The organism is Pseudomonas sp. SJZ074 (assembly GCF_007828215.1).
In the GTDB taxonomy this organism is placed as follows: domain Bacteria; phylum Pseudomonadota; class Gammaproteobacteria; order Pseudomonadales; family Pseudomonadaceae; genus Aquipseudomonas.
In genome coordinates this window covers 134,656-147,769 of record NZ_VIUE01000006.1, presented here as the reverse complement: position 1 = coordinate 147,769, position 13,114 = coordinate 134,656, and the positions used below count along the sequence as shown (strand labels likewise).

10 protein-coding genes are annotated in these 13,114 nt (G+C 61.7%); 6 read left to right on the top strand and 4 right to left on the bottom strand.

The window, feature by feature from the left end; translation table 11 throughout:
- Window positions 1-77 precede the first annotated feature (77 nt).
- Complete coding sequence (pap, locus tag FBX99_RS10150; protein ID WP_047701607.1) at window positions 78-1,571, bottom strand: polyphosphate:AMP phosphotransferase; 1,494 nt, start codon at window positions 1,569-1,571, stop codon at window positions 78-80.
- Window positions 1,572-1,691: 120 nt separating this feature from the next.
- On the opposite strand from pap, the gene mnmC reads away from it, so the two are divergent.
- The 5 genes from mnmC (at window position 1,692) to FBX99_RS10125 (ending at window position 9,228) form a co-directional block, all read left to right on the top strand.
- Window positions 1,692-3,680 carry a bifunctional tRNA (5-methylaminomethyl-2-thiouridine)(34)-methyltransferase MnmD/FAD-dependent 5-carboxymethylaminomethyl-2-thiouridine(34) oxidoreductase MnmC gene (mnmC, locus tag FBX99_RS10145; protein WP_145131388.1) on the top strand — a complete coding sequence of 663 codons (1,989 nt, stop codon included), beginning with the start codon at window positions 1,692-1,694 and terminating at the stop codon, window positions 3,678-3,680.
- Between the two features lie 272 nt (window positions 3,681-3,952).
- A complete protein-coding gene (locus FBX99_RS10140) occupies window positions 3,953-5,725 on the top strand; it encodes an N-acetylglutaminylglutamine amidotransferase (RefSeq protein ID WP_144928177.1) in 1,773 nt (590 codons plus the stop codon).
- A gap of 3 nt (window positions 5,726-5,728) precedes the next feature.
- Window positions 5,729-7,474, top strand: coding sequence for an N-acetylglutaminylglutamine synthetase (ngg, locus tag FBX99_RS10135; protein WP_145131386.1), 1,746 nt, complete (start codon window positions 5,729-5,731; stop codon window positions 7,472-7,474).
- Between the two features lie 148 nt (window positions 7,475-7,622).
- Window positions 7,623-8,813: an osmoprotectant NAGGN system M42 family peptidase gene (locus FBX99_RS10130; protein ID WP_144928179.1), complete on the top strand. Its 1,191-nt coding sequence runs from the start codon at window positions 7,623-7,625 to the stop codon at window positions 8,811-8,813.
- A 187-nt stretch (window positions 8,814-9,000) separates the two neighbouring features.
- Window positions 9,001-9,228: a YheU family protein gene (locus FBX99_RS10125; protein WP_024778700.1), complete on the top strand. Its 228-nt coding sequence runs from the start codon at window positions 9,001-9,003 to the stop codon at window positions 9,226-9,228.
- Here FBX99_RS10125 and csrA read toward each other — a convergent pair whose 3' ends face one another.
- Together csrA and FBX99_RS10115 are read right to left on the bottom strand one after the other, a co-directional pair.
- Window positions 9,229-9,417, bottom strand: coding sequence for a carbon storage regulator CsrA (gene csrA / locus FBX99_RS10120; protein ID WP_055128366.1), 189 nt, complete (start codon window positions 9,415-9,417; stop codon window positions 9,229-9,231). It lies immediately after the preceding gene.
- A gap of 212 nt (window positions 9,418-9,629) precedes the next feature.
- On the bottom strand, window positions 9,630-10,445 hold the full coding sequence (locus FBX99_RS10115) for an SDR family oxidoreductase (RefSeq protein ID WP_144928181.1): 816 nt from the start codon (window positions 10,443-10,445) through the stop codon (window positions 9,630-9,632).
- Window positions 10,446-10,716: 271 nt separating this feature from the next.
- On the opposite strand from FBX99_RS10115, the gene FBX99_RS10110 reads away from it, so the two are divergent.
- Window positions 10,717-10,869, top strand: coding sequence for a DUF3309 family protein (locus FBX99_RS10110; RefSeq protein ID WP_018606531.1), 153 nt, complete (start codon window positions 10,717-10,719; stop codon window positions 10,867-10,869).
- Window positions 10,870-10,925: 56 nt separating this feature from the next.
- Here FBX99_RS10110 and FBX99_RS10105 read toward each other — a convergent pair whose 3' ends face one another.
- The gene (locus tag FBX99_RS10105) at window positions 10,926-13,019 is read right to left on the bottom strand and encodes an LTA synthase family protein (protein ID WP_144928183.1); all 2,094 of its coding nucleotides are present in this window, start codon (window positions 13,017-13,019) and stop codon (window positions 10,926-10,928) included.
- Window positions 13,020-13,114 lie beyond the last annotated feature (95 nt).

The window sequence follows — 13,114 nt, the reverse complement described above, 5'->3', positions numbered from 1 at the left end:
AGAATGGGTCGAGCATAAATCCACCCCATAACCGACCGCGACAATCATTCATCCCGCATATGCGACCTTATCGCCCGCTACTTCCTGCTGCGCTTGAACGCTGCCTCCAGCGCCTCGTTGAGGGTACGCAACACCTTGACCCGGGCCCAGCGCTTGTCATTGGCCTCTACCAGGGTCCAGGGCGATATTTCGGTACTGGTGCGGTCGACCATGTCGCACACTGCCGCCCGGTAGGCGTCCCACTTGTCACGGTTGCGCCAGTCGTCCTCGGTGATCTTGAAGCGCTTGAAGGGGATTTCCTCGCGCTCCTGGAAACGTTCGAGCTGAGTCTCCTTGTCGATGGCCAACCAGAACTTGACCACCACCACGCCAGCGTCGGCAATCTGCTCTTCGAAATCATTGATCTCGCCATAGGCCCGCAGCCAGTCGGCCCGACTGCAGAAGCCTTCGACGCGCTCCACCAACACCCGGCCATACCAGGAGCGGTCGAAAACGGTGAATTTGCCCCGTGCCGGAATATGCCGCCAGAACCGCCACATGTAGGGGTGAGCGCGCTCTTCTTCGGTGGGCGCGGCAATCGGCACGATGCTGTATTGGCGTGGATCGAGCGCTGCCGCGACCCGCCGGATCGCCCCGCCCTTGCCCGCTGCGTCGTTGCCTTCGAACACGGCCACCAGGGCGTGCCGGCGCATGCGTTTGTCCCGCAGCAAACCGGCAAACCGGGCCTGCTCGGTGATCAGTTGTTCCTCATAGTCGTCCTTGTCCAGCCGCAGGGTCATGTCCAGGCTGTCGATCAGGGTCACCTGGTCATCCAATGCCGGCAGCGGTGCCACGCTGACCTTTTCCGGCTTGATCTTCGGTCTATCCAGCGCCTGGCGCATGCCTTCGAGCAGGATCCTGCCGACCGTGAGGCTGCGATAACAGGTGTCCACGCCCTCGATCACATGCCACGGCGCGTAATCGCGGCTGGTCCGGCGCAGCACCCGCTCACCGTACTTGACGAACTTGTCGTAGGTCTGGGATTGCTGCCAGTCCAGCGGGCTGATGCGCCAACTGTGCAACGGGTCATCCTTGAGCCCCTTGAGCCGGGCTTTCATTTGCTTCTTGGACAGATGAAACCAGAACTTGAAGATCAGCGCACCTTCATCGCAGAGCATTTTCTCCAGGCGCTCGGCGGCATTGATCGCCTGATCGAGCCGGGGGTCCTTGAACTCGCCGTGGACCCGGCCCTGGAGCATCTGGCTGTACCAGTTGCCGAAGAAAATTCCCATGCGCCCCTTGGCCGGCAGCATCCGCCAGTAACGCCAGGCCGGCGGCCGCGCCAGTTCTTCGTCGGTCTGCTGGTCGAAGGTGCGCACTTCGATCAGCCGCGGGTCCATCCACTCGTTGAGCAACTTCACCGTCTCGCCCTTGCCCGCGCCCTCGATACCGTTGATCAGCACAATGACCGGGAAACGGCTCTGCTGATGCAACTCGAACTGGGCTTCGAGCAGCGCTTCACGCAGTGCCGGCACTTCGGCCTCAAAGGTGTCTTTATCGATGGCGTGACCGATTTCGGCGGATTCGAACATAGGCAGCTCCTTCTGGGATTGGGGCAAGACTAGCGGATTGAATGCCGTGATGTGCAGGAGCTCCTGCGCAGTTACCCAGCCTCGGGCTAGAATAGCGTCCCGGAATTCACCGAGCCTGCCATGCCCCCCGTACAGCACCATGCCCAACTCGATTGGGATGACCAGGGTCTGCCCCGTTCACGGGTATTCGACGATGTGTATTTCTCCGACCAGTCCGGGCTGGAAGAGACTCGCTATGTGTTTCTTGAACAGAACAACCTGGCCGAGCGCTTCGCCGCGTTGCCGGACCATGGGCGGCTGGTGATCGGTGAGACCGGATTCGGCACCGGATTGAATTTCCTCTGTGCCTGGCAGTTATTCGAGCAATGCGCCCCCGCCGGGGCGCGACTGCATTTTGTCAGTGTCGAAAAATACCCCCTGAGCCCTCAAGACCTGCGTCGGGCCCTCGCCCTGTGGCCGTCACTCAAACTTCAGGCCGATCAGTTACTGGGACAATACGTTGCGATCCATCCAGGTTTCCAGCGCCTGACGCTGGTGGGCGGACGGGTGACGCTGACCTTGATGATCGGAGACGCCCTGGAGCAGTTACCGCAACTGGACGGACATATCGACGCCTGGTTCCTGGATGGCTTTGCACCGGCCAAGAACCCAGATATGTGGACCGCCGAGCTGTTCGCCGAACTGGCCCGGCTGTCGGCGCCCGGGGCCACCCTGAGCACCTTCACCAGCACCGGTTGGGTGCGGCGCTTGTTGAACGCAGCGGGCTTCAAAATGAAGCGTACGCCAGGCATCGGGCATAAATGGGAAATCCTGCGGGGCGTGTTCCTCGGCGGGCCGGAATCCCAGGAGCAGGCCGCCCCCCTCCCGACAAAACCCTGGTATGCGCGCCCCGCTCCGCTCAGCGGCGAGCGCCGGGCCCTGGTGATCGGCGGTGGCCTGGCCGGCTGCGCCAGCGCGGCGAGCCTCGCGGCCCGTGGTTGGCAGGTGACGTTGCTGGAGCGACATGCCGGGTTGGCCGAGGAAGCGTCCGGCAACCCCCAGGGGGTGTTGTACCTCAAGCTGTCCGCTCATGGCACAGCGTTGTCGCAAATGATCCTCAGCGGTTTCGGCTACACGCGGCGCTTGCTCGAACACCTGCAGCGGGGCATGGACTGGGACGGCTGCGGTGTCTTGCAGTTGGCCTTCAACCACAAGGAAGCCGAGCGCCAGACACAACTGGCCGCCGCGTTCCCGGCCGATCTACTGCGCACAATGGAGCAACGCGAAGCCGAGGCGCTGTCCGGCATCGGCCTGGCCTGTGGTGGTCTGTTCTTTCCTGAAGGAGGATGGGTACATCCGCCGGCATTGTGCCGCTGGCAGGCCTCGGCCCCGTTGGTCGAGGTGTTGCCCCATCATGAAGTGCTGGATCTGCGTCGCGTCGATGGCCAGTGGCAAGCCTGGGACGGTGAGCGCTACCTGACCAGTGCACCGGTGGCGATCCTGGCCAGCGCCGCCGAGATCAAACGTTTCGAAGCAGCCGCCGACCTGCCCCTCAAGCGCATACGCGGACAAATCACCCGACTGCCCCAGACCGACCGCAGCCAGGCCCTGCGCACGGTGGTCTGCGCCGAGGGCTACGTGGCCCCGCCGCGAATGGGCGAGCATACGCTGGGCGCCAGTTTCGACTTCAAGAGCGCTGACCTGACACCCACCGCCGCCGAACATGCCGGCAACCTGCAAATGCTCGAAGAGATCTCTCTCGACCTGGTGGACCGCCTGGACGCCGGCAACCTGGAACCGGAGCAGCTCGAAGGCCGTGCGGCGTTCCGTTGCACCAGCCCGGACTACTTGCCGATTGTCGGTCCGTTGGCGGACAACCGGGCATTTACCGAGGCGTATCACGCCCTGAGCAAAGATGCCCGCCAGGTCCCGGACACCCCCTGTCCCTGGCTCGATGGCCTGTACGTCAACAGCGGCCATGGTTCCCGCGGCCTGATCACGGCGCCGCTGTCCGGCGAACTGATCGCCGCCTGGTTGGACAATGAACCCCTGCCCCTGCCACGCAACGTGGCCGAGGCCTGCCATCCGAACCGGTTTGCGCTGCGGGCATTGATTCGCGGCAAGGCCTGACGCAACTTAAATGCCCATCGCCAAACCTGTGGGAGCGGGCTTGCTCGCGAAGGCGGTGTATCAGTTTGCAAACGTACTACTGACACACCGCCTTCGCGAGCAAGCCCGCTCCCACAAAGTACCGCGCAATCCCTAGCCAAGCCGTTCCCACCCGTCGACTTATAACGCATCGATCTAAAACTCACGGCAATCCCACCGGTCAGTTCCAGGGTACCCGCCATTTCGGCGTGTACCGTTTGACTCCTCCCCAACGGAAAAACCGGTAAGGACTTATGTGCGGATTAGCTGGAGAGTTACGTTTCGATCAACAACCTGCGGACCTTGCGGCCGTAGAGCGAATGACCCATCACCTGGCCCCTCGCGGCCCCGACGCGTGGGGTTTCCATAGCCAGGGCCCAATTGCCCTGGGCCACCGGCGCCTGAAAATCATGGACTTGTCCGATGCCTCGGCCCAGCCGATGATCGACAATCAACTGGGCCTCTCCCTGGCCTTCAATGGCGCGATTTACAACTACCCCGAATTGCGCGCCGAACTGGAAGCGTTGGGCTACGCCTTTTGTTCCGGTGGCGACACCGAAGTGTTGCTCAAGGGCTATCACGCCTGGGGCGAAGCGCTGTTGCCCAAGCTCAACGGTATGTTTGCCTTCGCCATCTGGGAGCGCGATGCCAAACGCCTGTTCATTGCCCGCGACCGTCTCGGCGTCAAGCCTCTGTATCTCTCCCGCACCGGCCAGCGCCTGCGCTTTGCCTCGGCGCTGCCGGCACTGCTCAAGGGCGGCGATATCAGCCCGATGCTCGACCCGGTCGCCCTTAATCACTACCTGAATTTCCATGCCGTGGTCCCGGCGCCCCGTACCCTGCTGGCCGGCATTGAAAAATTGCCGCCAGCCACATGGATGCGGGTGGAAGCCGATGGCAGCATCGAGCAGAAAACCTGGTGGACCTTGCCCTACGGCCCGCGGCCCGATGAGCAGGACCTGAACCTGGAAGACTGGATCGACCGCGTGCTCGACAGCACCCGAGAAGCCGTCGCCATTCGCCAGCGGGCCGCCGTGGACGTAGGGGTGCTGCTTTCCGGTGGCGTGGATTCGAGCATGCTGGTGGGCTTGCTGCGTGAAGTCGGCGTGGAAGACCTGTCCACGTTCTCCATCGGTTTCCAGGATGCTGGTGGCGAACGCGGTGACGAGTTCCAGTATTCGGACCTGATCGCCAAGCACTACGGCACCCGCCATCACCAACTACGCATCGATGAAAAAGAAATCATCGAGCAACTGCCGGCGGCCTTCCGCGCCATGAGCGAGCCCATGGTCAGCCATGACTGCATCGCTTTTTACCTGCTGTCGAGGGAAGTCGCCAAGCATTGCAAAGTGGTGCAAAGCGGCCAGGGGGCCGACGAACTGTTCGCCGGTTACCACTGGTATCCACAGGTGGACGGCGCCAGCGATCCCTACGCGGCCTATCGCGCCGCGTTCTTCGACCGCAGCTATGAGGAATACGCCGCCACGGTGCAACCGAAATGGCTGACGGCCAACGATGCCGCCGGTGATTTCGTCAAAGCGCATTTTGCTCAGCCGGGCGCCGATGCGGCGGTGGATAAAGCCTTGCGCCTGGACAGCACGGTGATGCTGGTGGACGACCCGGTCAAGCGTGTCGACAACATGACCATGGCCTGGGGCCTGGAAGCACGCACGCCGTTCCTGGATTACCGGCTGGTGGAACTCTCGGCCCGGGTCCCGGCGAAATTCAAATTGCCCGATGGCGGCAAGCAAGTCCTCAAGGAAGCCGCCCGGCGGGTGATCCCCGGCGAAGTAATCGATCGCAAGAAAGGCTATTTCCCGGTGCCGGGCCTCAAGCACCTGGAAGGCAACACCCTGGCCTGGGTCCGCGAACTGCTGCTGGACCCGAGCCAGGATCGCGGCCTGTTCAACCCGGCCATGCTCGACCGCCTGCTCACCGACCCCAACGGCCAGCTTACCCCGCTGCGCGGCTCCCGGCTGTGGCAACTGGCGGCGCTGAACCTGTGGCTCAGCGAGCAAGGAATCTGATCGATGAAACCCCACACGACGCTTCACAATCAACGGCTGCTGCGCGGCCAGGCGCCTTCCTATGAACGCTTGCAGGCGCGCCTGGCGGTGGACGGCAGCGAATTGGGTGCCGCTCCTATCGCGGTGCATTGCGGTTGGGGCCGATTGCTGATCGGCCATACCTTCCCGGACCCGGCGACCCTGGGCCAGGAACTGCTCAATGAACAACCCGGCGAACGTGATATTGCCCTGTATGTAGCAGCCCCCCAGCAGGTGCTGGGGCTGGAACCGGCGCAATTGTTCCTTGACCCTTCCGACACGCTGCGCCTGTGGTTCAGTGATTATCGGCAAGCCACGCGGGTGTTTCGCGGATTCCGGATTCGCCGGGCCCAGAACGACGCCGATTGGCAAGCCATCAACCAGCTTTACCAGGCCCGCGGCATGCTGCCGGTCGATCCCCAGCGCCTGACGCCGCGCCATCAGGGCGGGCCGGTCTATTGGCTGGCCGAAGACGATGACAGCGGCGCAGTCATCGGCAGTGTCATGGGTCTCAACCATCAGAAAGCCTTCAACGATCCGGAAAATGGCAGCAGCCTCTGGTGCCTGGCGGTGGACCCACAATGTTCACGGCCCGGTGTCGGAGAAGTGCTGGTACGTCACCTCATCGAGCATTTCATGAGCCGTGGCCTGAGCTACCTCGACCTGTCGGTCCTGCATGACAATCGCCTGGCCAAGAACCTCTACGCCAAGCTTGGTTTCCGCAACCTCTCGACCTTCGCCATCAAGCGCAAGAACGGCATCAACCAGCCGCTGTTTCTGGGGCCCGGACCCGAGGCACAGTTCAACCCTTATGCACGGATCATTGTCGAGGAGGCACACCGCCGGGGCATCGAAGTGCAAGTGGACGACGCCGAGGGCGGTTTGTTCACCCTGATCCACGGCAGCCGCCGGGTGCGTTGCCGCGAGTCCCTGAGCGATCTGACCAGCGCCATCAGCATGACGTTGTGCCAGAACAAGAGTCTGACTCACAAAGTGTTGAAGAACGCCGGCCTGAACCTGCCAGCGCAACAGTTGGCAGGCAATGCCGACGACAACCTGGCGTTTCTCGATGAACATGAGCGGGTGGTGGTCAAACCCCTGGACGGGGAACAGGGTCAGGGCGTCGCGGTGGACCTGCGCACCATCGAAGAAGTGCAGAGCGCCATCGAAGCCGCCCGGCAGTTCGATAGTCGGGTGTTGCTGGAAAGTTTTCACGAAGGGCTCGACCTGCGCATCCTGCTGATCAACTTTGAAGTAGTGGCCGCGGCGATCAGGCGCCCCGCGGAAGTCATCGGCGACGGCCAGCACACCATCGGAGCCTTGATCGAAGCCCAGAGCCGGCGACGGCAGGCGGCCACCGGAGGGGAAAGCAAGATTCCGATGGATGCCGAAACCCAACGCACGCTGAGTGCTGCAGGGTATGACTACGACAGCGTGCTGCCGGCCGGTGAGCATCTGTTCGTACGACGCACAGCGAACCTGCACACCGGCGGCATCCTGGAAGACGTCACTGACACTCTGCATCCGACCCTGGCCGATGCGGCGGTGCGTGCTGCACGCGCCCTGGACATCCCCATGGTCGGCCTCGACCTGCTGGTGCCGGCTGCCGATCAACCCGAGTACGTGTTCATCGAAGCCAACGAACGCGCCGGCCTGGCCAACCACGAACCACAACCCACCGCCGAACGCTTTGTGGACCTGCTGTTTCCCCATAGCCAGGGGGTGGTCTGACACCCCTCAGTAGTGGACTGATCGTTCCCACGCTCCGCGTGGGAATGCCTCAAGGGACGCTCCGCGTCCAGATGACGCAGAACGTCAGCGGCTGCATTCCCACGCAGAGCGTGGGAACGATCGGATACTCAACCGTTCAGGAGTTTCCATGATCAGCAAAATCCCCGAACCGAATCTCGAATATCTGCAGAAAGTCCTGCTGGAAATGCTCGCGATCCCCAGCCCGACCGGCTTCACCGACACCATCGTGCGCTATGTCGTCGAACGTCTCGAAGAGTTGGGTATTCCTTTCGAAATGACCCGCCGCGGTACGATCCGCGCTACCCTCAAGGGTCGCAAGAACAGCCCTGACCGGGCCGTGTCGGCCCACTTGGACACCATCGGTGCCACCGTGCGGGCCATCAAGGACAATGGTCGCCTGACGCTGGCACCGGTAGGCTGCTGGTCCAGCCGGTTTGCCGAAGGCAGCCGGGTCAGCCTGTTCACCGACACCGGCGTGATCCGCGGCAGCGTGTTGCCCTTGATGGCGTCCGGGCACGCCTTCAACACCGCCGTGGATGAAATGCCTATCAGTTGGGATCACATCGAATTGCGCCTGGACGCCTACTGCGCCACCCGTGCCGATTGCGAAACCCTGGGGGTGGGCATCGGTGATTACGTCGCCTTCGATCCCCTGCCTGAATTCACCGAGAGCGGTCACATCAGCGCCCGTCACCTGGACGACAAGGCCGGGGTCGCGGCCCTGCTGGCGGCGCTCAAGGCGATTGTCGACAGCGGCGAGGAGCTGCTGATCGACTGCCATCCATTGTTCACCATCACCGAGGAAACCGGCAGTGGCGCGGCCGCCGCGCTGCCCTGGGATGTCAGCGAATTCGTCGGCATCGACATCGCCCCGGTCGCACCCGGCCAGCACTCCAGCGAACACGCCGTGAGCGTGGCGATGCAGGACTCCGGCGGGCCCTATGACTATCACCTGTCACGACACCTGTTGAAACTGGCCAAGGAGAACGAACTGCCGGCACGCCGCGACCTGTTCCGCTACTACTTCAGCGACGCCCACTCGGCCATCACTGCCGGCCACGACATCCGCACCGCCTTGCTCGCCTTCGGCTGCGATGCCACCCATGGCTACGAACGCACCCATATCGACAGCCTGGCCGCCCTCAGCCGGCTGCTCGGTGCCTACATCCTCAGCCCGCCGGTGTTCGCCAGCGACGCGCAACCGGCCCAGGGTTCGCTGGACCGCTTCAGCCACCAGATTGAACACGACACACAGATGGAAAGCGATACCCGGGTGCCTTCGGTGGATAGCCTGGTGGGGCAGCGTTCGAATAACTGACAGAGGATTTTCATCGCCCGCAAGATTGCATCGCGAGCAGGCTCGCTCCCACAAATGGCGCTGCACCACACCCTCTGTGGGAGCGAGCCTGCTCGCGATGAGGCCGGAACAGGCGTCGCAAATCCTAGGCTAGCCGCCAAAGCCCATAAGCCGTAGCATTTGCGACATCATCCAGCCGAGGTACCCCATGCTGATCCCCCACGACCAACTCGAAGTCGACACGCTCACTCGCCTGATCGAGGACTTCGTGACCCGCGACGGCACCGACAACGGCGACGACACGCCCCTGGAAACCCGCGTGCTACGCGTAAGGCAGGCGTTGACCAAGGGCCAGGCAATGATCGTTTTCGATCCGGAGAGCGAGCAGTGCCAATTGATGCTCAAGCACGACGTGCCCAAGCACCTGTTTGACTGATCACGCCTTGCGGGCGACCTGGTTCTTCTTTCTCTGGATCTTTTCGTATATCTCGAAACGATGAACATCGATGTGACGCGGCGCTTCCACGCCAAACCGCACGGTGGTGCCGCTGACCGACAGCACACGAACGGAAATATCATCACCGATGGAAATCAGTTCACCCACGGCACGGCTGAGTACGAGCATGGTTCTTGTCCTTAAGAAGGTCTGGACCTTGACCATGCCCGGCCTGTTTCCTGTTCACAAGACACGGGCGAGAATTCAGTAACCCCCTACAAACAAGATTCCGGTAACTGAAGGAAACTTCCTGCAAAATCAGGTCGGACCGCGACACTTTCAAAACCCGAGCAGCGATGTCCAGCAGGATGGCTCCATCCTGAGGACACCGCCTTTGAAGGTCAAGTTGGGTTCTGCCTGGCTTTGGCGCGCATCTTGTCGGCCATGACGGTCATTTCGTCGTACAGCATCTGCGGGTTCTTCTGCTTCATCGCCCAGGCCATGCGCCCCTGTTCGTGAGGCAGGATCATGAACTCACCCTGGGCGACCTGCTGGAAGATGTAGTCAGCGATGTCGGCGGCAGTGATGGGCGAGCTTTCCAGCAACTTGCCTACCTGGACCTTCATGGCCGGGGTCGGACCACGGAAGGAGTCCAGCAGGTTGGTCTGGAAAAACGACGGACAAACCACGTGCACACCGATTTCCTGCTGCGCCAGTTCGACCAGCAGGCTTTCCGACAACGCCACCACGCCAGCCTTGGCCACGTTGTAGTTACTCATGGCCGGTCCCTGCATCAGCGCCGCCATGGAAGCGATGTTGATGATCTTGCCGCGGCTCTTCTCCAGCAACGGCAGGAACGCTTTGCACCCCTTGACCACCCCCATCAGGTTGATCGCAATCTGCCAGTCCCAGTCCTCCAAGGACAATTCACTGAAGAACCCGCCCGAAGCCACGCCAGCGTTGTTGACGATGATGTCGATGCCGCCGAGCTTCTCTTCGCAAGCCTGGGCAAACGCCGTCAACTGACTGTAGTCACGTACATCGCAGCGCTGGACAAAGCCGTCGCCGCCGGCGTCGCGCACCAGCCTGAGGGTTTCCTGGAGGCCTGGCTCACTGACATCCGACAAGGCCAGGCGCCAGCCTTCGCGGGCCCAGCGCAGCGCGATTTCGCGGCCCAGGCCCGAGCCGGCACCGGTGATCATCATGCGATTTTGCATAGGAAACAGCCTTTGTTCCGGGAGAGATGGGCCGAGTGTAGCGAAGGAGCCAGCGGGACCCACGCTCCATCAGATTGCTGAATGGCGGGGGCAAACCACAAAGGGTTTTGATTGAAGGAATGCTTCTGTAGCGAGCCATTCAGTCACTGAAAAAACTTTGAATCTTTTACAGGACGTTACGGTCGGACTTATTAAGCCGCCCGGATTTAATGCAGCGTGCTGGCAGTTGAAAGTTGTATCACTCCAAAACTGACCAATAAGGAAATCAACAATGGGCACAATACTCATCATTATCCTGATCCTCCTGCTGATCGGCGGCCTGCCGGTCTTCCCGCACTCCAGAAGTTGGGGTTACGGCCCGTCCGGCATCATCGGCGTAGTGTTGGTAGTGCTGTTGATACTGCTGTTACTGGGCAAGATATAAATCAATGGCAAAAAAAAAGAGGCCTTTTTCAAGGCCTCTTTTTTATTTGCCGATCATCAGTCCGGTTTTCCATCCACTACGCCAGCGGTGTTATCCAGCAGGCTCTTGGTAGCGGTTTGCAGGAAAGACTCGAGCTTGAGCTTCATCTGGACGCTATCGGGTGCATCCGGAATGGCTTCCGCACGGGGGTTGGCCCCCAGTTCATAGCGGAACATCTTCGGCCCCATTTCTTTCTCCTTTGGCAGTACCAGGATCCGATCGCCCTGGATTATTGCCGTAGTCTGATCACTGCCCGACGGCTTGATCACACCGAAACCGGTATCGCCCTGTGGCAGGTTCAACAGGTCACGCCCCCAGCATTGGTGGCGTACCTGTCCGCCGATACGCCCCATGATGGTGGGGACGATGTCGACCTGGGTACCCACGGTGTGGTTACGCTGGCCGAATTTTTCCTGGACACCCGGACCAATCAACAACATCGGCACGTTGAAGCGGCCCAGATCCATCTCGGTGATCTGGCGTTCGTTGCCGAAACCGTGGTCGCCCACCACGACGAACAGCGTTTCCTTGAAATAAGGCTCCTTGCGTGCCTTCTCGAAGAACTGGCCCAGCGCCCAGTCCGAATAGCGCATGGCGGTCAGGTGTTCGTTCAGGCTGCCACGGTCGGTGACCCGCTCCACCGGCAGCGGCGTCGGCAGTGCATACGGCGTGTGGTTGGACAGGGTTTGCAGCAAGGCATAGAACGGCTTGCCGTTTTCCCGCGCCTTGAGCTCGATCAGGCCACGGTCGAACATGTCCTGGTCGGACACGCCCCAGGTCGGATCGGAAAACACCGGGTTGACGAAGTCGTTACGCCCGATGAAGTTGGTCATGCCCTGGCTGCTGAAGAAACCCGACTGGTTGTCCCAGGCAAAATCACCGTTGTAGACATATACGTCGTCGTAGTCACGAGCACTGAGCAGTTGCGGCAGGCCCGACAGCTTGTGGCTGCCTTCCGGCGTCTGCATCAGGTATTCGAAACCGGGCAGGTTCGGGAAGCACGCCATGGTGGCGAACATGCCTTGGTGAGTGTGGGTGCCGTTGGAGAAGAAACGGTCGAACAGCAGGCCTTCCTTGGACAGCTTGTCCAGGTAAGGCGTGATGTTGCCCGGTGCGCCCAGGGCGCCTACCGAGTGACCGGCCATGCTTTCCATGAGAATCACGACCACGTTCTTGATCGGCAGCGTCTTGTCGGCTGGCGGCGTGTAGTCGCGACGCACCGCAGCAGTGGCGGTATCCACCAACTTGTCGTCGGGCAACACCAGCATGTCACGCACAGTCTGCTGGGCCAGTGGCTGTTCGAGGGTGGCTTTCCAGATGTTGTCACGGTCTTCGGACATGCGGCTCTTGGCCGCCGCCACCAGCGACAGCGTGCCGTTGAGGCCCAACTGGTTGGCGAAGTTCGAATCGGTGGTATAGACATCGCCCCAACGCAGCGGCGGACCTTGACGCAAGGTGCCACGGGCCGCGACCACAGCCACCAGCAGGCAAACGATGAACACCGCCACCCGGCCGTACCATGGGGCGATCTGGCGGGTGCCGATGCTGCCGCCGCTGAACGGCCCGCGCGGGCGGGTTGCACGGTCCGCGCCCTTGAACGCCAGGCTCAGGATGATGGTGCCGCCGGCCCAGGCCAGCAGGTAGCGCACCACCGGGAATCCATACCAGAGCATGCTCATCACGGTTTTCGGGTCTTCCTTCACATACTGGAAGACCAGGCCGTTGAGGCGCTGGTGGAACTCACGGTAGAAGTCCATCTCCATCAGGCCCAGGAACAGCGCGATGCTGGAGGTGACGGTCAGCCAGAAACGAAAGAAACCTCGGGCCGCCATGGCGCGAGCGCTGAACAGCGCCAGTAGCAGCGGAACGCAGAGGTAAACCACCAGGCGCAGGTCAAAACGCAAGCCATTGGCGAAGGCTTCGACGAAGGTCGTGGCCGGGGTGTCGAGGATCATTTGGCGGTTATAGACCAACAGCGCCACGCGCAGCAGGCTGAACATCACCATCATCACCAGGGCGCAGAGCAATGTGTAGGCCAGGTGCGATTTGACGGTCGGTTGCAGCAGGCGATGCGTGCTTCGCTGCTGACTCAGGGCATCCGGGATTGCCATGTCGTTTGAGGACCCTATTGGAGTTGGAGTGACAAAAAGTACAAAGGCGCACCCGCCATTGGCCAAAGCCTGGCCCGGGGTTTGCGCAAGAGCGC